The sequence below is a fragment of the Acidiphilium sp. JA12-A1 genome (assembly GCF_000724705.2).
In the GTDB taxonomy this organism is placed as follows: domain Bacteria; phylum Pseudomonadota; class Alphaproteobacteria; order Acetobacterales; family Acetobacteraceae; genus Acidiphilium; species Acidiphilium multivorum.
This window is the reverse complement of the sequence record NZ_JFHO01000004.1, coordinates 114250-132623: the sequence shown is the minus strand read 5'-3', so window position 1 is coordinate 132623 and position 18374 is coordinate 114250. Positions and strand designations below refer to the sequence as shown.

Sequence of the window (18374 nt, the reverse complement as noted above, 5' to 3'; positions counted from 1 at the left end):
ACACCCCGGCATGGCTAGGCGGCGCCATGCCTCGCGCGCCGACCGGATCGGCCTGCGCGCCGCGATGGCGGACCGGCTGCTGCCCTTCGTGGTGGCGGCCATGTCCTTCCTCGCGGCGCTGGCGCTGGCCGGCAGCATCGCCGCCGGCACGCTGGCCACGCGCTGGCTCAGCGGCGCGCAGGGACTGATGACCATCGAGGTTTCCAACCCATCGGCGCCGGCCGCAGCCGCAGGCGCTTCACGCGTGGATGCCGTGCTCCAGCTGGTCAGGGCCATGCCGGGCCTCGCCGATGCACGCCGGCTGTCAGACACGGAATTGGCGGGCCTGCTGAAGCCATGGCTTGGGGCAGCCGCCGACGACGGCAGCCTGCCCATCGCGCTGCCAGCGATAATCGTGGTGCATGCCACAACCGGCGCTGCCGACCCCGCATCCATCGCGACGGTGCTGGACCGAGCCGCACCGGGCACTTTGGTCGATTCCGGATCGCGCTGGGCCGATCGTCTTGCGGAACTCACGGCCAGCATCCGCGCCTCCGCCGCGGCGATCCTCGTGATCGTGGCGCTGGTCGCCGCCTCGGTTGTCGCCGTCGCGGTGCGTGCCGGCCTTGCCCAGCGGCGCGAGGCCATCGAGATCATCCACGGCCTCGGAGCGCTCGATTCCGACATCGCCAACCAGTTCGCCGGCCGTGCCATGCGCCTCGCAGCGGTGGGCGGGCTGATCGGCGGACTCGCCGCGCCGCCTGTGCTGGCCTGGCTCGGCCATCTCGCCGCGGGTCTGATCATTGCGGCGCCGCCTTCGGCCGGTGGGTCCGGCGGGCTGGCGGGGCTACCGCCGCTGCTGGTCGCAACGCCGGTGATCTTCACACTTGCCGCCGCGCTGATCGGCTGGATCGCCGCGCAAGTGACCGTACGCGGCTGGCTCAGGCGGCTGACATGAGTGCTTCGGACGACATGGGCCTTGGCCGCCGCCGCCGCCCTACCCGCCGGCGCCTCGGGCTCTGGCGGTGGCCGTTGCGTGCCGTGCTCGCGCTGGTCGTCCTCTGGCTGGTCGGTTTCGCCTGGTTCCTCGGCGATATTGCCGAGGAACGCCCGATCAACCCCATGCCACATGCGGGGGGAATCGTCGTGCTTACCGGCGGGGCGGATCGGGTAAAGGCTGGCCTGGAATTGCTGATGGCAGGCGCCGCGCCGCGGCTGCTGATCTCGGGCGCCGGCAACGGGACCTATCTCGGCGATTTCACGGCTCGCGACGGGATCGACGCGAACGCCAAGGCCACCGATATCACCGTTGGCCACGCCGCCGCCACCACGCGGGGCAATGCGCGGGAAACCGCCGCCTGGGCCAGCCGGCACCATATCGGCTCGCTCGTCGTGGTGACCGCGGACTACCACATGCCCCGCGCGCTGCTCGAACTGCACCGCGCCTTGCCAGGTGTGACACTGATCCCCGAGCCGGTTCGCCCGCCGGCGATGACCAATCCGGGGCAACCCCACATGCTGAAGATCCTCGTGACCGAATTCTGCAAATACATCGTCGTGCGGCTCCGTCTCGGCGGAATCGCGGCGCACAGCATCAAGGCCCACGGCTGATGTTTCTGGCCGGCTCGCTGCTGTTCCATGCTTTCATCATCCTGTCCGGAATTACCGCCGGACTCTGGGCGCACATCATGTTGCGCGTTGCTCCCGAGAAAGTGCTTCCCTTCGGCCAGGCCTGGGCGCGGCTGGCCCTTGGCGCGCTGCGCGTGCTTTGCGGCATCAGGATCGCCTACGAAGGGCTAGAGAACATTCCGGACGGACCGGTCATCCTCGCCGCGCAGCACCAGTCTGCGCTCGACACGATGATCTGGTTCACGCGCCTGCCCAAGCCCGCCTACGTCATGAAGCAGGAACTTTCCCGCTTGCCGGTTCTCGGGCCGCTGCTCATCCCCTCGGGCCAAATCCCGCTTGACCGTGCCGGCGGCGCGAAGGCCTTGCGCGAACTCACCGAACGCGTGCGTGCCGCCGCCGCGGCCGGACGCCAGATCATCATCTTCCCCGAAGGCACCCGTGTCGCGCCAGGGACAAGGGGACATCTGCAGCCCGGCATCGTCGCGATTGCCCGCGCAACCGGTCTGCCGGTGATACCCATATCGACCGACTCGGGACTGTGCTGGGGCCGGAACGCCATCCGCAAGCACCCGGGAACGGTGCATGTGCGGGTTCATCCGCCTCTACCACCGGGGCTTGATCGAGCGACGATGCTCGGCGCCCTCGAAAATGTGTACTATCCTTCGACACCCTGTGGATAAATCTGTGCGCAATTATCGGATGAGTCTGAGGAACTTTGTGAGTATATTTTCATAAGTTATTGTTTAAAAATGAAAATCTCCTTATGTTCTCTCGGACTCGACCATGCCCTCATCAGTGGGGATAATTGCCGGCGAAAAGCCGCCGGTTTCGGCCATGAAGGCTGAATGCCTTGCCTCGCCCGGAAGGGGCCCAACCGCCGCGAAAGCCGGAATTGGTAAAATCTTCCGTTTCCCTTATGTGAATGTCTCATGTGGTTAACCGACTTCAGCACCTTGCTCGGCTCGGCGGCAGGCAGTCCGCCGCTCGAGATCACGACGATCATCCTCGGCACCTTTATTCTTGAGGATGCCGCGACCCTGCTTGCCGCGATGCAGGTCGCCGCGGGCGCCGTATCGCTGCCGATCGCTCTGGGCTCGCTCTACGCCGGCATCGTGCTCGGCGATATCGGGCTCTACTGGCTGGGCCGCCTGTCGGGACGGCATCCCTGGGCGCATCGCCTCGTGCCGCAGCGCCGACGCGACATCGGGCGGGACTGGGTAAGCGTCCGGATCATTCCCGTCGTGCTGGTCAGCCGTTTCGTTCCGGGGCTCCGGCTGCCGACCTACACCACCTGCGGCTTCCTGCGCGCTCCCTTCCTTGCCTTCGTTGCGGCGGCGATCCTCGCGACGCTGGCCTGGACGAGTCTGCTTTTCTTCATCAGCCTGAAGCTCGGCGTGCTGATGCTGCGCTATCTCGGCCCCTGGCGCTGGGCCGGATTGGCGGTTTTCGTTCTGATCCTGATCATGATAGGCAGGATCGCTGCACGGTGGCATGCTGGCCGGATCGGAAAGGACGCCTCATGAGCGATGTCTCCCCCGCATCGAGTCTCTCGGCGGGCCCTGCGGGGCGAAGCGGCGCCAAGCCCGTATCGTTCTTCGAGTATTGGCCGGGCTTCGTGTTTTATGCCCCGGTTGCGTTGTTCTGGGCGTTTCAGACGATCCGTCATCGCAGCGTGACCCTTCCCGCACTGACCAACCCGCGAATCGAAGCCGGCGGAATTTGCGGCGAGTCGAAGAATGATATCCTCGATCTCGCCGGCCCCGAGGCCCGGCGCTGGATTGCTCCCCATGTCGGCATCACGACCCCCGCGCATCCGGGCGGCGACCTCGCCATGGCCGAGGCCGCGATGAACGAGGCGGGCCTCGCCTATCCCGTGGTCGTGAAGCCGGACATGAGTTGCAACGGTGCCGGTGTGCGCCTCGTCGAGGATGGCGCCGCCCTCGCCCGCTATCTCACCGAATTCCCGCGCGCGACCCGCCTGCAGATCCAGGCGCTGGTCCCGCATGAAGGAGAGGCCGGCATCTTCTACATCCGCGAGCCCGGCGCCGCCCGCGGCCGCATCACCTCGATCACGCTGAAATACGCCCCCGTGGTCACCGGCGATGGCCGCGCCCGCATCCGCGACCTGATCGAGGCCGACCCGCGGCTGAACGCCGTTTCGTCATTGTTGCTCGCCAAACTCGGCACCGAAGCAGCGCGCGTGCCAGTGGCTGGCGAACGCGTCCGGCTTGTCTTCGTCGGCAATCACTGCCGCGGCTCTACCTTCAAGGACGGCCGGCATCTCATCACCCAGGAACTCACCGACCGGATCGACGCGATCGCGCGCGACATCCCGGATTTCCATTTCGGCCGCTTCGACCTGCGCTACGCCTCGGCCAGCGGGCTGCGCCGCGGCGAGGGCTTCACCATCATCGAGATCAACGGCGCCGGGTCCGAAGCCACCCATATCTGGGACCCGGAAACCTCGATCGTCGAGGCCTATCGGACGCAGTTCTTCCATTATGGCGCGGCGTTCCGCATCGGCGCCGCGATGCGTGCCCGTGGCGTGCCACGTTACGGGGTACGTCGGCTGTTCCAGGCCTGGCGCCGCCAGAAGGCGCTGATGGCGCTCTACCCAGCCAACGACTGACCGCAGCGCGACTTCAGCAGGGCAGGCCGAGCGCCGCCAGCGTCGCCCGGCTGTTACGCAGGAACCCCTCCACCCCGTCGGCCATCGCCTGCCGCAAGTCCTGCTCCTGATTAGGCAGCGCCGCCTCCAACCAACATTCGATGGTCGCGCGATCCGGCGTCGGAAGCGCTTGCCCCACCGTGGCGTCGCTCAACCAGTCGTGCTGCCGCAGCACCGCGAAGGCCCCCACCGCCGGCAGATTGAACGCACCGCCCAGCGCGGGCACCGCCAGCCCGATATTCCGGTTCCACGGGCCAGCCCCGATCTGCTCGGCAAACATCGCTGCGTTCAGCGCAACCGCCTGGCGGGTCATCGGCAGGCCAGGTGACGCAACCATCACCGCCTGGCCGGTGCCGACCAGCATGGCGACGAGTTCGGCCGGGTTATCGGCCGCAGGCGAGCGACCGGGTGGCCGGGCCACGTCGAGCAGTTCGCCGACCCGCGCGACGCCTTGCGCCAGCCTGGCAAACACAGGTTCATAGAACGACGCGTTCATCGTCGCCTCGCCCGACGCGGTCTGAAATTTCAGCGAGCGATGCGTACTTGGCACCGAAAGCCCAAGCGCGAGATCCTTCAGGGCCTGATCGCGCGCGCCCGTTGCAAGACGCCTTTCGCCGCGAACATAGATGTCGTGCCGCAACGGCCGGCCGAGCGTGAGGTCCTTGACCAGCTCGGTCATCGCAGGATCTTCGAACTCCCGCGCCAAATCGAGCGCCACCGGCGGCAGGACGAGCTCGACAAAATTATCCAGCAGATGGGGCGATCCCACGTAGCTGAACTTCGCCTCCGCGAACGCCTCGACGACATCCGCATGGAAGCAGGGGCGCCAGTTCGCATTCATGAATTCGTGCGCGAGATAGGCGCCTGGCTTGTCGGCTAGCGCGCGCAATATGGCCTGGGCCTTTTCGTCGGCGCGTTCCCCGTCCTGCCCCACCAGCCGGCGGACAATCTCGAAACCGCGCTCCGCCTGCCGGTCCGCCCGAAAGGCAAGGCGACGCCCCGCCTCGCGCATGAGCCGCTGCAACCCGATCATCCCGCCCCAGCCCGGCTGGACATTGTAGCTGACATGGCAAAACCCGCCCGGCACAAGCCGTTCGGCCAGCAGACGGACGATCCCCGCGCGCACCTGATCGTCCACCCAAGTCCAGACGCCATGCAGGCTTGCCGCATCCACCGGGGCAAGGTCGGCGCCATCGAACCTCGCCAGATCGGCCTCGATGAAACGGCAATTGCCGATGCCGGCACGGGCGGCCAGATCGCGCGCCGCAGCGACATGGCCCGGATTGAAGTCAATCCCGGTCACCGTCCATCCAGGATTGGTCGCGGCAAGGACGAGTGCCGTAAAGCCCCGTCCCGACCCGATATCGAGGAAATGAAAGGACTCATCCGGAGCTGCCATGCGCGCGGCGCGGCCGGTCAGCAACGCCACGAGGGCCATGAGCCGCGGCGACTGCTCCACATAATAGCCGGGGGCATAGGCGATGTCGGTCACATATCCGCTGCCCCAACTCATGCGGCTCTCCGCGCCAAAGCGGGGTCGAGCGCCGGCAAGGCCTCGATCGATCCGGCCGCGAACATCGCCTGATCGGCCTTTCGGCCCCCGCTCATCGCTGCGGCGGGTGCGGGCAGCCACCCGGTCCAGGACAGGCGTGGCGCATCGGGGCCGCCAAGCCGTAATGACGGAACGTCAGCAGGATCCAGTACAAGATTCACGGCAAAATCCACCTCCATGCCGACATACGCCCGCACCAGCGACACAAGCTCGCGCAGCAGCGGCCGGTCGGGCAGCAGCGCCGCGAAGGCAGCGCGCGACAGCGGGCCAATGCGGATAACGAAACGTGCCTGCTGGTCATAGGCCCTGGCGCCGGCGGCGCAGTCCATACCCAGGCGGTTGAACTGGCCGGGAAGCCTGCCACGCGGCATCCGGCTCTGCTCATCAGGCCCGATCCTGAGCCATGCGCCGGCAAATTCGATGATCTCGACCGGCCGTTCCAGCCAATCGCTCAGCATCGCCTCAAGCCGGCTGGCCGAACGCGGCCAGGTTGCGAAAAAACCTGCATAATGCAGGATCGAACCCCGACCCGCCGTCAGCCGGCCGACCAGGTCCGGCGAACCATAGCCGGTCAGCGCAAGCAGCGCGCGCTCAGCCGGATCGGCCGACCCATGGTCCGCTGCCCCGGTGTGCCGCGCGACCTCGGCGGCAAGATGCGGGCGATACTTTGTTCCGGCGACCGCGAAAGCCGAGATGATGCGCTGCGAGAGAAGGTCGAAGAAGGCTGCCGTCGCCGGTGAGCGGGCGCGGTTCGCGCCGGCGACGAGTTCGGTATACCAGCGGGGCAAGGGGCTCGATGCGCCCAGCAGGCCGATGAGCCGTGTCGCAATCCGGCCTCGCGGCTCGTCGGGAGCGGGCGCCTCGGCCTCATCGATTTCGGCGGCCGGATGGCCGAGGGACAGTGGGGTGGTGAAGCGTATCGCGTCGCCAGGATCGCTTCGCCCCGAGGCCAGCCAAAGCAGCCGGACCGCAGCGCCGAAACGAAAGTGCCAGGGCTCGGCAGTCAGCCGGTCGAGCACGCCGATTGGCGTCCGCCGGCGCCGGTGGCTGTCCGCCGGTCGGTTCACAGCAGCGTCCGGTAGCCGGCGCGGGGCGGAAAGCACTTCACCGGATCGATCCGCCCGCGCAAGCGCAGGGTGGTGCGGACGAAGGAATTGATCGTGCCATGCAGCGCGAGGAACCGCTCAAGAACGGCTCCGAGCAGGAACAGCCCATTGTCGTGATACGCTTTCGACTCGAATTCGAGCGCGATATCAAGCCCGCGGCAGAAACTGCCTGCCCGGCCACCCGGCACCCGGGCCGTGCCAGGCCGCGCCGTTACCGCGACCAGCGCTTCGATCGCACCGCGCGTCTCGGCGGTGCCTGCCCGGTCGTAGAGGCGCAGCACGTCACGCAACGCAGCCGCTCCTTCGGCGCCGCCGACGACCGAAAGATGGCCGAGCGACAGGTGCGAAATCAGCCGCCACGCGCCGCGTTCGGCGAGGTCCGGCCGAAGCGTCGCGCCAGGCGGCGTCAGACAGGCGATGCCCGCGATGCCGTCATGTGGCGACAATGCCGTCAGCACGGGATGGCCGCCGCCGAACGGCAGGGCCGCCGGCAGGTCGCGGTTCAGGCACATCGCCTCGACCGAAAGCACCTTGTCGCCCGGCGCATGCGCATCGAAATCGGCGCCGAACGGCGCGATAAACGTCTCGGTACCGCCCACCGCGACCGGTGCCGGCCGCCGCGCCTCCAGATACTGACCACCCACCTCGCTGTCCTCGACCCGCCCGACGCGATAGAATGGCAACCACGGCGCGGTGTTGCCGGCAGCATCGGTTTGGGTCACCGCGGTGATTCCCCACACCTCGAAGGCACCAACCCCCCTGGCATCCGGAATCACCCGATATTCCGTCTCGGTCTGGTCGAGCCGGATCGGTTCGCAGCGCTGTGGAAAGATATTGACCATCGGCGTGCAACCGAGCGCGAGATGTTCGGTGCCCAACGCTCGTTCCAGTTCGGTCATCGAGCGATCAAAATAGATGAAGATTTCGAGTCTGTTCCGATCAAGCACGAGTGTGCGCCGATCGAGACCATCGATGTCGAAAAAGCGGAACTTGTCGGAGAAGGCGAAATATTCGGTTAGCAGCCGGAATCCGGCGAAGCCGCGCGCCGGCCAGGGCAACAGCGCCTCGTCATCGGCAAAGCCGACCGGGCGCACCGAAGCCGGATCGAGCAGCACCGACGCCGGATCGCCCGGCGCCTCGGCAAGCGCGACGCCGATCACGTGCGCGGCGAGCATTTCATGCAGATGCGGCGCAATCGCCGGGCCGCCGCGGAGGAACAGGCGCAGCCGGTCCATCCCCAGCTTCGCGAAGGTCATGTCCGGCGCCATCGTCTCGACCACGATCCGCAGAACCGAGGCAGCGCCGGCGGCGAGCGGATTGGCGGGCGCCACGAAAGGCTGTCCCGAAAGGCGCGCCTGGGCAATCCGCACCGGCCATAGCGTCACCGGATAGGCGGTACGGAACCGGCAGGGATGGCCGCGAACCCGCTCGGTCTCGATCGCAAAGCCAGCGTCGATCTCCGCTCCGCCCTGCAGATCCGCCTTGGGAGTGAACTGGACGATCGCGCTCGATGGCACGGGCGCAAGGAAGCCCGGATACAGGGCGGAAAGCAGCGCATCGGTCAGTTCGGGGAACTCGTCGTCGAGCCGCTGATGCACCCTCGCTGAGAGATAGGCGACGCCGTCGAGCAGCCGCGCCACATGGGGGTCGTCGATCGCGTCGGGCGAAAGCCGCAAGCGGCCGGCGATCTTGGGGTGCGCATCCGCGAACTCGCCGGCCAGCTTGCGGATCGCCACCAGTTCGCGGTTGAAATACGGCAGCAGCCGGTCAGACACCGCCTTCCCCCTTCACCTCGATCTCGGCCGAGGTTGAGTCGACCACAGTGTTGAAACTGATCGGCTCAGGTGCCGGCTCGGCATGCAGCAGCCCCTCGATCCGCATGTAGAGCGTGGGGTCCAATGGGTTCTCGGCCTTGACGAGCGTCACCGAGACGCGGGCAAATCGCGGCTCGAACTGGCGGATCGTGCGTTCGACTTCCGCGCGGAACGCCTCGCGCGCGCCTGTGGCGCTCATGCTGCCGGCGGTATAGTCCGGCAGTCCGTAGCCTGCGATCGAGTTGCGCAGCTCTGCCAGCGCCGGCGGCAATGCACGCCAGCGGCGCTTCGCATTCAACAGCGCCTCAAGGTCGCGGCGTACCGACCGGCGCAGCATGTTGAGCGCTTCGCCGGCGGACAGCGGCCGATCCCGATCGCGATCGGGTTCATCGTCCAGCAATCGGTCGAGCAGCGACAGTTGTACCCGCGCGCCCGCGTCGCGCACCCGGTCGCTGAAGCCGATCGGGCCGCTCATCAGGAGAACACGATCTCGCCAAGCTCCATTACGGGCACGGCCGCCTCGCCGACCAGGAACTCACGCTGACCAACACCGGTCACAAGGCCGCCCTGTTCGATCCAGTCCGTCGCCCGTCCAAGCCGGAATTCGGGGGCGAGCGACGCATCGCCAGCCGCATAGGTCACCGGCATGTAGACGTCGCCATCGGGCCCGTCATGCACCGCAAGCGTCGCGCGCCGCCAGATCAGGTCGCGCGGCCGCTCCGGCGGATGAAAGGTCACCTCCGTCACGCGCGAAATCGGGATCCAGAAATATTTCCCGGTCGTGGTCAGGACTTCGAAAATCCCGCCGCAGATGTCGCTGGCATCGCGGAAATCCGCGAAGGCGCTCCCGTCGGCAGTTCCGGCCCGCGCGCCGCGTCCGGCCTCGGCTGTCTCCGCCGCGCGCCTCGCCGCCTCGGCATCGCCGTCACGCAACGCGACCAGGGCCGCCAGAAGTGCTGTTTCGACATCGCCCGGTCCGCCGAGGAACTCAGGCACTCGCCCGTCGCGATACAACTGCCGGCGCGCCGTCTCGGCACGGAGAAGCTGGCGGAATTCGGCAACAACGATGCTTGCACTCGGGTCAAGCTGGCCCGCGGCATCGAGCAGGACATCGGCGCGCTCGATATTGCCGGCGAAGACAAGGAGTTCGGCGAGCAGCACCCGCGCCGACAGATCCGACGGGCTGGACTTCACCTTCGCCGTTGCAGCCGCGATCGCATCATCGAGGCGCCCGGCACGGAACAGCGCGCCCACGCCGGAATCGTCGCTCTTTGCTGCGCCATCCGCCATGGTCTTGTCCTCCTCGAATTTTCTGATGGTGAATTATGTTATTCAATCAGGGAATGCCACGCAATGGAAGCGTCCGGGCGACATCCCGCGCTTCGGCCTGTGATCACCGTCACGCTCGCGACACGAAAAACCCACTTTCGTGCGGTGTGAACCTCATGACCGGGCAAGTCCACTAGATGGCCAGCGCACACTCTGTTACATCCGTTTCCAGTTGACCATCGGTTAAGACCGGGCCTACCATTATAAAAAATACAGGTGCCGGCAGCGCCCCTTGGAACTCATGAGACTGATTCACGACTTTTTGTGATTATTTTGGGAGATCGGACGATGAGTGGCAGTATCCACGAGAAACTCAACCGCGTACGGAAGCCGCGCGTGCACATTACCTACGATGTCGAAACCGACGGCGCGCAGATCGCACGCGAACTGCCATTCGTGATGGGCGTGATGGGCGATTTCTCCGGCGACCCGACGCAGCCGCTGAAGCCGCTGTCGGAGCGGAAATTCGTCCAGATCGACCGCGACAACTTCAACGATGTCATGGCCCGCATGGCGCCCGGCCTGAAGCTGAAGGTGGACAACACCCTGGCCGATGACGGCACGCAGATGGCGGTTGACCTGAAATTCAACAGCATCGAGGATTTCGATCCCGAGCGTGTCGTCGAGCAGGTTCCTGCCCTCAAATCCTTGCTGGAGACGCGCAACAAGCTGCGCGACCTGATGAGCAAGGCCGATCGATCGGAAGAACTTGAGTCGCTGCTTGAACAGGTTCTTCAGAATGAAGCCGAACTGAAATCGCTCTCGGGCGAACTCGGCCTCGGCAAGGAGGGCTGACCGATGTCACAGAGCCAATCCGAAACGGCGGCAGCCGGCGCAACGCAAACCGGGGAAGCCGTCTCGCTGCTCGACCAGGTCGTCGGCGCAACCAAGCAGACCGAGCCCGATCATGCCCAGGAACTCGTCAAGACGCTCGTCCAGGAAGCCCTCTCCGGCACCGTCACCTTCGACAAGAACCTCACCCGCACGATCGACCGCGCCATCGCCGCGATCGACGCGCGGATGTCCCGCCAGCTCAACGCGATCATGCACGACGCGAAATTCCTCAAGCTCGAGGGCAGCTGGCGCGGCCTGCATCACCTGGTGATGAACTCCGAGACGGGCACGTCGCTCAAGCTCAAGGTCATCAACATGTCGAAGCGGGATCTGAACAAGGATCTCACCAAGGCCGTCGAGTTCGACCAGAGCCAGCTCTTCAAGAAGATCTACGAGAACGAGTTCGGCACTCCCGGCGGCGAGCCCTATGGCGCGCTGATCGGCGACTACGAATGGTCGAACCATCCGGACGACATCGAGACTCTGCGCCTCGTCTCCAACGTCGCTGCGGCGGCCTTCGCGCCGTTCATCTCGGCGGCTGGTGCGGGCATGTTCGGCTTCCAGGACTGGACGGAACTCTCAAAGCCGCGCGACCTCGCCAAGATCTTCGACACCGCCGAATACGCGAAATGGCGCGGCTTCCGCGAAACCGAGGATGCGCGCTTCGTCTCGCTGGTGATGCCGCGCACCCTCGCCCGCGTGCCCTACGGCGCTAGCACCTCGCCGGTGGAGAGCTTCAACTACGAGGAAGCGCCGTTCGATGCGAGCGGCGCCGCCCGGCCGATGGACCATCACGACTATTGCTGGATGAACGCGGCCTACATGATGGGCGAGCGGCTGACCGCGAGCTTCGCCTCCTCGGGCTTCTGCGTCGCGATCCGCGGCGCCGAGGGCGGCGGCAAGGTCGAGAACCTGCCCTTCCACGTCTTCCAGTCCGATGACGGCGACACCGATGCGAAATGCCCGACCGAAATCGGCATCACCGACCGGCGCGAGTTCGAGCTTTCCAATCTCGGCTTCCTGCCGCTCTGCCACTACAAGAACACCGACTATGCCGTGTTCTTCGGCGCCCAGTCGGTGCAGAAGCCGAAGAAATACGACCGGCCGGACGCCACCGCTAACGCCGCGATCTCCGCTCGCCTGCCCTACATCATGGCCTCCTCCCGCTTCGCGCATTTCCTCAAGGTGATGGCGCGCGACAAGATCGGCTCCTTCATGGAGGCGAAGGACTGCGAGAATTGGCTGAACCGTTGGATCGGCAACTATGTCAACGCCAACCCCGATGCCGGCCAGGAAATGAAGGCCCGATATCCGCTGCGCGAGGCCAAGGTCGAGGTCAAGGAGATCCCGGGTAAGCCCGGCTCCTACAACGCGGTGGCCTATCTGCGTCCCTGGCTGCAGATGGAGGAACTGACGACCTCGATGCGGATGGTCGCTCGGATCCCGCAGAAGGCCTGAACCAGCAAACGAGTTCCGCAATGCTGCGAGAGGCGGTTCTCGCCGGTCACTTTTTTGGCGAGCGCCACCGTGGCGCAGCTTCGGAACTCGCCTCCTTCCTCGTGGCGAAGCCGGGCCAGGCGCTGCAAGCCTGGTTCGGCGAGGCAGCCACGCTCGATCTTCTCCGCAATCCCAAGGCGCTCGCCGCCCGGATCGATCGGGACATCGCCGCCATAGATGCCCTTCTCTCGGATCAACTCGACACGATCCTGCACAATCCGCGCCTGACCCGGCTCGAAGGCAGCTGGCGCGGGCTGTTCTGGCTGGCCTCGCATATCGAACCGGGCAGGACCATCAAGCTGCGCGTGCTGCACGCATCCTGGAGCGAAATCTGCCGCGATCTCGAACGCGCGCCGGAATTCGACCAGAGCGAGACCTTCCGCCGCATCTACGAAGACGAATTCGGCACGCCCGGCGGTGAGCCCTATGGTCTTCTGGTGATGGACTACATGATCCGCCATCGCCCATCGGCCGACTCACCGAGCGACGACGTTTCGGCACTGGCGGCGCTTTCCGCTGTCGCGGCCGCATCCTTCGCCCCGATGATTTTCAGCGCCTCACCGACACTCTTCGGCGTTGACCGGATGGAGGAACTTTCGGGCGTTGCCGATCCGGCGAGTCTGTTCACCGGACTGGAATATCGCCGTTTCCGCAATCTCGGCCTTCGCGACGACATGCGCTTCATCGGGCTCGCTCTGCCGCGCCTTCGTGCGCGCGCCCCATGGACTGACGCACCAGGCGCCCCCAGCCCCTTTCCCTATTGCGAGCGGATCGAGGACAGCGAAGACATGGTCTGGTTCGCGCCTGGCTACGCGGTGGCGTTCGTCGTTGCCCGTGCGATGGCAACCTATGAATGGCCGGCGGACATGCGCGGCTATCTCGAGGACTGGCCGGGTGGCGGCCTGTTCACCGCCGGCACCGCAGCTGTCTTCTCCGCCGACCCGTATGACGGGCTTGACCGGTTCGAACTGGAAATCGCCCTGACCGACCGGCAGGAACGCGGTCTGGTCGATGCCGGGCTCATGCCGCTAACGCCTCTTGGCTACGGTGGGGAAACGGTGATTGGTGCCGCCCGCAGCCTGCAGATGCCGCGCCGCTTCGGCGGGCCGAACACCGAGGCCGCCGATGCCAATGCCCGTCTATCCGCTCAGTTCAACACGATGATCTGCGTCTCCCGCTTCGCTCATTTCCTCAAGGTCATGGGTCGGGACATGACGGGCGCCTTTCGCACCGCAGCCGAAATCGAGCGCACGCTCGGCGACTGGCTGCGCCGCTTCACCAACAGCAACCGCGATGCCGGCCCGGAAACACGGGCACGGTACCCCCTGCTCGACGCATCGGTCCAGGTACGCGAACTGCCGGCAAAGCCGGGTTCGTTCGGATGCGTCATCCACCTCCAGCCGCAATACCAGTTGGACGACATTGCGGCCTCGTTCCGGTTGGTGACCGAGATATCGGCGCCGGGCAATCGCTGAACGGCGCCCGTACCGCCCCGGTCAGTCCGCCGGCGGCTTGATGCCGAGCGCCGTCAGCATCGCCTGGCGCACGCCGGCGTCGGCCAGAATATCCTCGATCAGTTCCGGCCAGGTGAGCCGCGCACGGCGGATCGCCTCATCGAGGGTCAGCGCAATCGGCGATTGCGGTTCGGTGCGGCGGAAGAATTCGGCGATCTCGCCAAGCTGGCGCAGCGCATCCTCACGCGTATAGGGCTTCTTCGCGGCCTGCGCCGGCGCCGGGCCGTCAACGGCGACGGCATCCTCGGCGGCTCCGGCCGCCTCCGCTCCGGCGGCTGCGTCAGCGTTCTCCGCCGCGCCGCCGGGCGCGGCCAGCGCGCCGGGCGCATATCGTTGTGAAATGGCGATGATCTGCTCGAGCACCTCCCGTACCCGCGAGGTCGGCGGTGCGTCATACCCAGCCACCTCATCGAAGGCCGCCCCCATCGCCTGCCAGGCCTCGAGTGCTGCCGCCGCGCCGCGCGCGAGCGCGGTGAAATGGCCCGTACCCGCCACCCGCGCCTGTGTCTCCAGCTGTGCGAAGGCCGGCACGCCAGCGGCGATCCGCGCCGCCTTGCGTTTCTCGTCGCCGAGCCCTGCCGTCTCCTCCGCCTGGAGATACAAGAAGACGGGCACCGGCGACCCGTCAGCGGCGTTGAATAGCGTCAGCTTGCGCAGCGGCTGGATCAGCGTGCCATCGCTTCCCGTCCCGTTCAGGCCGGCCACGGGCGCGACGCGCGTTTCCATGCCGTCCTCGTCGGGCAACGGGTAAAGCGCCTCCCAGAACCCATGGACAAGGCCCGCCATCAGCCGAGCCCCCTCGGCAAGACCGGCAAGCCCGTTCTCGCGCACCATCGCCTCGGTCATCCAGGCGGCAACCTCCAGGTCGTGCGACTTGCCGAGCGCGGTTTGCGCCAGTTGCAGCACGCTGCGCCAATGCTGTCCCGCGTCGGCCTCGAGCGTCGGATCCGAATCCGCCGCGCGCTCGGCGGCGCGCGCGTCCGAGCGCGCATCGCGCAAGCGATAGTAAATCGAGCCCGCGGTATAGTCGGCACGCAAGTCCTGCCCGACCGGCGAATCCCCTTCAATCGGGGCAAGCAAGGCGTCGATGTCGAGAATCATGACCGCGGGGCTCCACTGTGACAAAGGTCATACAATCGATGACATGCACCCTTACCCAACTGGACACAACAGCGGATACACCATACGATTGGGAAATATTCGATTATATTCACAAACAACGGCCTGCCGTGCCGAACAATGCCGGGGAGCGTCATGGCTGCTATCGATCTCAAATCTCTGATCGCCCGCCTCGACGACCACTGCCGCCGCAGCCTCGAGGCCGCAGCCGGCCTAACGCTGTCGCGAAGCCATTACAACGTCGAAATCGAACATTGGCTGCTCAAGCTCGCCGATGGCACCGACACCGACATTCCGCTTATTCTTCGACATTACGAGATCGATATCGGTCGTTTCTTGATCGATCTCAACCGCGCGCTCGACCGGATGAAGACCGGCAACGCCCGCGCCCCGGCCCTGTCACCGGAAGTCGTCGAGCTCGCGAAACAGGCTTGGCTGCTGGCATCGGTCGAACACGGGCTGAGCCGCACGCGCTCGGGTCACCTGCTTTGGGCCCTGCTGGCCGACGAGACCCTGGCCCGCCACGCCCGCGAGGCCTCCAGCCATTTCGCAAAAATCCAGCCGGACGCACTGAAGCGCGACTTCAACGCCATCACCGCCAATTCCATCGAGGCGCAGACCGCGACCCGCGCGACCGATGGCGCGCCGGCTGCGGGCGGCACCGATGACGGCACGCCCCGTCCCGGCGGCTCGGCGGCGCTGGACCAGTTCACCGAAGATCTGACCGCCCGCGCGCGCGCCGGCCGGATCGACCCGATCCTCGGCCGCGACTTCGAAATCCGCCAGGCGATCGACATCCTCACCCGCCGCCGGCAGAACAACCCGATCTTCACCGGCGAGGCAGGTGTGGGCAAGACCGCGGTGGTCGAGGGCATCGCGCTGAAGATCGCCCAGGGCGACGTGCCGGAGGCGCTGAAGAACGTCACGCTGCGCACGCTCGACATGGCGCTGCTCCAGGCCGGGGCGGGCATGAAGGGCGAGTTCGAGAACCGGCTGAAATCGGTGATCGACGAGGTGAAGGCCTCGCCGAAGCCGATCATCCTGTTCATCGACGAGGCGCACACGCTGATCGGCGCCGGCGGCCAGGCCGGCCAGAACGACGCGGCGAACCTGCTCAAGCCCGCCCTCGCCCGCGGCGAGCTGCGCACCATCGCGGCGACGACCTGGGCCGAATACAAGAAATATTTCGAGCGCGACGCCGCCCTGACCCGCCGCTTCCAGGTGGTCAAGGTCGAGGAGCCGTCCGAGGCGATGGCCACCGCGATGATCCGCGGCCTCGTCGGCACGCTCGAGAAGCACCACAAGGTCCGCATCCTCGACGAGGCGGTGAGCGAGGCCGTCAGGCTGTCGGCGCGTTATATTCCCTCACGCCAGCTGCCGGACAAGGCGATCTCGCTGATCGACACGGCCTGCGCCCGCGTTGGCATGAGCCAGGCGACCGAACCCGCCCCGATCGAGGATCGCCGCCGCCGGATCGACCTGATCGACACCGAAACCGGCATCCTCCGCCGTGAGATGGCCAGCGGCGGCGATCACGCCGCCCGCGAGGCCGAACTGATCGAGGAGCGTGCGCGGCTGGTCGCCGAACTCGCCGAGCTCGAGGCCCGCTTCGCGACCGAGAAGCAGCTCGCCGGCGACATCGCCGAGCTGCGCACCCGGCTGGAAGACGACGCGAACGCGGAGGACAAGGACGCGCTGCGCGCCAGCCTCGCCGAAAAGACCGCGGCGCTGAAGGCCTCGCAGGGCGAGAACCCGCTGATCTTCCCGGTGGTCGACGGCCAGGCCGTCGCCGAGATCGTCGAGAGCTGGACCGGCATTCCCGCCGGGCGCATGCAGTCCGACGAGATCAACACGGTGCTGAAGCTGAAGGAGGCGATGGAGCAGCGCATCGTCGGCCAGCCCCATGCGCTCGAGGCGGTCGCCCAGGCGATCCGCACCTCGCGCGCGAAACTCACCGACCCGCGCAAGCCGATCGGCGTCTTCATGATGGTCGGCACCTCCGGCACCGGCAAGACCGAAACGGCGCTTACCCTCGCCAACCTGCTCTATGGCGGCGAGCAGAACATGACCACCATCAACATGACCGAGTTCAAGGAAGAGCATAAGGTCAGCCTGCTGATGGGCAGCCCGCCCGGCTATGTCGGCTATGGCGAGGGCGGCGTGCTGACCGAGGCGGTGCGCCGGCGCCCCTATTCGGTGGTGCTGCTCGACGAGATGGAAAAGGCCCATCCCGGCGTGCAGGACGTCTTCTTCCAGGTGTTCGACAAGGGCAACATGAAGGACGGCGAGGGCCGCGACATCGACTTCAAGAACACCATCATCATCATGACGTCGAATGCCGGCACCGACCTGATCGAGAAGCTCTTCGCCGATCCCGAAACCGCGCCGGACGCCGCCGCCCTCGCCGAGGCGCTGCGGCCGGAGCTGCTGAAATATTTCAAGCCCGCCTTTCTCGGCCGCGTCACCATCGTCCCCTATTTCCCGCTCTCCGACGAGGTGATCCGCCAGATCGTGGTGCTCCAGCTCAACAAGATCGCGAAGCGCGTGCGCGAGGGCTACAAGGCCGAATTCACCTACGAGCCCGCGCTCGTCGAAACCATTGCCGCACGCTGCAAGGAATCGGCCTCGGGCGCGCGCAACGTGGAAAACATCCTCTCCCGCACGCTGCTGCCCGAACTCTCGGCCGAGGTTCTGGCCAGGCTTGCCGAAGGCGAGATGATTTCCCGCGTGACGGTGGGCACATCCGAAGACGGGATGTTCCGCTACACCATCAATCAGGCTTAACGACCAACCCAGCACCAGGAGCAGGACCAATGGCTATCTACATGAAATACGGCTCTATCAACGGCGACGTCACGACCCAGGGTTTCGAGAATTACATCGAGCTGGGGTCTTGCCAGTGGGGTGTCGGCCGCGGCATCTCGATGCAGTCGGGCAGCAAGCAGGGCCGCGAGGCAAGCCTGCCGAGCCTGTCGGAAATCACCGTCTCCAAGGATTACGACGTCGCGAGCGGCGACCTGCTGAAGGAAGCGCTGAGCGGCAACGTGCAAAATGTCGATATCGTCTTCACCCGCACCGGCACGAGCGGCTCGGGCGCGCAGCAATACATGAAGATCAGCATGAAGGATGTCATCCTCTCCGGCCTCTCGATGTCCGCGGGTGGCGACGGCAAGCCGATGGAATCGCTGTCGCTGAACTACTCGGAGATCTCCTTCACCAACAATCCGATGAAGGATGACGGCACGGCCGGCCCGCAGAGCGTGGTGAACTTCAACCTCGGCACGATGGTCATGAGCTGAACCGCTTGCCGCTGCCCGGCCTGCAAGCGCCGGG

Annotated in this window: 16 protein-coding genes; 10 read left to right on the top strand and 6 right to left on the bottom strand. The window is 66.2% G+C overall.

Annotated features, from left to right (window positions below; genetic code table 11):
- The first annotated feature begins 10 nt into the window (after positions 1–10).
- From RT91_RS01280 to RT91_RS01260, 5 genes are all read left to right on the top strand, one after another.
- Complete coding sequence (locus RT91_RS01280; RefSeq protein WP_035185243.1) at positions 11–937, top strand: ABC transporter permease; 927 nt, start codon at positions 11–13, stop codon at positions 935–937.
- A complete protein-coding gene (locus RT91_RS01275; RefSeq protein WP_013641190.1) occupies positions 934–1590 on the top strand; it encodes a YdcF family protein in 657 nt (218 codons plus the stop codon). The genes RT91_RS01280 and RT91_RS01275 overlap by 4 nt, the downstream gene beginning before the upstream one ends.
- Positions 1590–2288 (top strand): 1-acyl-sn-glycerol-3-phosphate acyltransferase, encoded by a 699-nt coding sequence (locus RT91_RS01270; RefSeq protein ID WP_035185241.1) that lies wholly within the window; start codon positions 1590–1592, stop codon positions 2286–2288. The genes RT91_RS01275 and RT91_RS01270 overlap by 1 nt, the downstream gene beginning before the upstream one ends.
- Positions 2289–2537: 249 nt before the next feature.
- Positions 2538–3131: a DedA family protein gene (locus RT91_RS01265; protein WP_007422375.1), complete on the top strand. Its 594-nt coding sequence runs from the start codon at positions 2538–2540 to the stop codon at positions 3129–3131.
- A complete protein-coding gene (locus tag RT91_RS01260) occupies positions 3128–4237 on the top strand; it encodes a hypothetical protein (protein WP_035185239.1) in 1110 nt (369 codons plus the stop codon). Before RT91_RS01265 ends, RT91_RS01260 begins: the two co-directional genes overlap by 4 nt.
- 13 nt (positions 4238–4250) lie before the next feature.
- On the opposite strand, the gene RT91_RS01255 is transcribed toward RT91_RS01260, so the two are convergent.
- From RT91_RS01255 to RT91_RS01235, 5 genes are read right to left on the bottom strand one after another with little or no spacing between them, the layout of a single operon-like run.
- The gene (locus tag RT91_RS01255) at positions 4251–5789 is read right to left on the bottom strand and encodes a class I SAM-dependent methyltransferase (protein WP_035185238.1); all 1539 of its coding nucleotides are present in this window, start codon (positions 5787–5789) and stop codon (positions 4251–4253) included.
- Positions 5786–6847 (bottom strand): type VI secretion system baseplate subunit TssG, encoded by a 1062-nt coding sequence (tssG, locus tag RT91_RS01250; RefSeq protein ID WP_007422372.1) that lies wholly within the window; start codon positions 6845–6847, stop codon positions 5786–5788. Before tssG ends, RT91_RS01255 begins: the two co-directional genes overlap by 4 nt.
- A 44-nt stretch (positions 6848–6891) precedes the next feature.
- A complete protein-coding gene (gene tssF, locus RT91_RS01245; protein ID WP_035185237.1) occupies positions 6892–8709 on the bottom strand; it encodes a type VI secretion system baseplate subunit TssF in 1818 nt (605 codons plus the stop codon).
- On the bottom strand, positions 8702–9223 hold the full coding sequence (gene tssE, locus RT91_RS01240; RefSeq protein WP_007422370.1) for a type VI secretion system baseplate subunit TssE: 522 nt from the start codon (positions 9221–9223) through the stop codon (positions 8702–8704). Before tssE ends, tssF begins: the two co-directional genes overlap by 8 nt.
- A complete protein-coding gene (locus RT91_RS01235; RefSeq protein ID WP_012040524.1) occupies positions 9223–10038 on the bottom strand; it encodes a type VI secretion system accessory protein TagJ in 816 nt (271 codons plus the stop codon). Before RT91_RS01235 ends, tssE begins: the two co-directional genes overlap by 1 nt.
- Positions 10039–10365: 327 nt before the next feature.
- Here RT91_RS01235 and tssB point away from each other — a divergent pair, with 327 nt between their 5' ends.
- Genes tssB through tssC (RT91_RS01220) form a run of 3 tightly spaced genes read left to right on the top strand, consistent with a single transcriptional unit; the run spans position 10366 to position 13883 of the window.
- Complete coding sequence (gene tssB / locus RT91_RS01230; RefSeq protein ID WP_012040523.1) at positions 10366–10872, top strand: type VI secretion system contractile sheath small subunit; 507 nt, start codon at positions 10366–10368, stop codon at positions 10870–10872.
- 3 nt (positions 10873–10875) lie between these two features.
- Positions 10876–12369, top strand: coding sequence for a type VI secretion system contractile sheath large subunit (tssC, locus tag RT91_RS01225; protein WP_007422367.1), 1494 nt, complete (start codon positions 10876–10878; stop codon positions 12367–12369).
- 20 nt (positions 12370–12389) lie between these two features.
- The gene (gene tssC / locus RT91_RS01220; RefSeq protein ID WP_035185235.1) at positions 12390–13883 is read left to right on the top strand and encodes a type VI secretion system contractile sheath large subunit; all 1494 of its coding nucleotides are present in this window, start codon (positions 12390–12392) and stop codon (positions 13881–13883) included.
- Positions 13884–13904: 21 nt separating this feature from the next.
- On the opposite strand, the gene tssA is transcribed toward tssC (RT91_RS01220), so the two are convergent.
- Positions 13905–15023 carry a type VI secretion system protein TssA gene (gene tssA, locus RT91_RS01215; RefSeq protein ID WP_035185232.1) on the bottom strand — a complete coding sequence of 373 codons (1119 nt, stop codon included), beginning with the start codon at positions 15021–15023 and terminating at the stop codon, positions 13905–13907.
- Positions 15024–15176: 153 nt separating this feature from the next.
- Between tssA and tssH the strand changes: the two genes are divergently transcribed.
- Together tssH and RT91_RS01205 are read left to right on the top strand one after the other, a co-directional pair.
- Positions 15177–17825 (top strand): type VI secretion system ATPase TssH, encoded by a 2649-nt coding sequence (gene tssH, locus RT91_RS01210; RefSeq protein WP_035185230.1) that lies wholly within the window; start codon positions 15177–15179, stop codon positions 17823–17825.
- A 29-nt stretch (positions 17826–17854) separates the two neighbouring features.
- Positions 17855–18340, top strand: a complete 486-nt coding sequence (locus RT91_RS01205) for a type VI secretion system tube protein Hcp (RefSeq protein ID WP_035185228.1) — start codon at positions 17855–17857, stop codon at positions 18338–18340.
- Positions 18341–18374 lie beyond the last annotated feature (34 nt).

Excerpts from the sequence above, each read along its gene's own strand:
- RT91_RS01270 (WP_035185241.1), top strand. The coding sequence starts at position 1,590 with ATGTTTCTGGCCGGCTCGCTGCTGTTCCATGCTTTCATCATCCTGTCC.
- RT91_RS01265 (WP_007422375.1), top strand. The coding sequence starts at position 2,538 with ATGTGGTTAACCGACTTCAGCACCTTGCTCGGCTCGGCGGCAGGCAGT.
- RT91_RS01260 (WP_035185239.1), top strand. The coding sequence starts at position 3,128 with ATGAGCGATGTCTCCCCCGCATCGAGTCTCTCGGCGGGCCCTGCGGGG.
- tssH (WP_035185230.1), top strand. The coding sequence starts at position 15,177 with ATGGCTGCTATCGATCTCAAATCTCTGATCGCCCGCCTCGACGACCAC.
- RT91_RS01255 (WP_035185238.1), bottom strand. The coding sequence starts at position 5,789 with ATGAGTTGGGGCAGCGGATATGTGACCGACATCGCCTATGCCCCCGGC.
- tssA (WP_035185232.1), bottom strand. The coding sequence starts at position 15,023 with ATGATTCTCGACATCGACGCCTTGCTTGCCCCGATTGAAGGGGATTCG.
- tssC (WP_035185235.1), top strand. The coding sequence starts at position 12,390 with ATGCTGCGAGAGGCGGTTCTCGCCGGTCACTTTTTTGGCGAGCGCCAC.
- tssE (WP_007422370.1), bottom strand. The coding sequence starts at position 9,223 with ATGAGCGGCCCGATCGGCTTCAGCGACCGGGTGCGCGACGCGGGCGCG.
- tssB (WP_012040523.1), top strand. The coding sequence starts at position 10,366 with ATGAGTGGCAGTATCCACGAGAAACTCAACCGCGTACGGAAGCCGCGC.
- RT91_RS01275 (WP_013641190.1), top strand. The coding sequence starts at position 934 with ATGAGTGCTTCGGACGACATGGGCCTTGGCCGCCGCCGCCGCCCTACC.
- RT91_RS01235 (WP_012040524.1), bottom strand. The coding sequence starts at position 10,038 with ATGGCGGATGGCGCAGCAAAGAGCGACGATTCCGGCGTGGGCGCGCTG.
- RT91_RS01280 (WP_035185243.1), top strand. The coding sequence starts at position 11 with ATGGCTAGGCGGCGCCATGCCTCGCGCGCCGACCGGATCGGCCTGCGC.
- RT91_RS01205 (WP_035185228.1), top strand. The coding sequence starts at position 17,855 with ATGGCTATCTACATGAAATACGGCTCTATCAACGGCGACGTCACGACC.
- tssC (WP_007422367.1), top strand. The coding sequence starts at position 10,876 with ATGTCACAGAGCCAATCCGAAACGGCGGCAGCCGGCGCAACGCAAACC.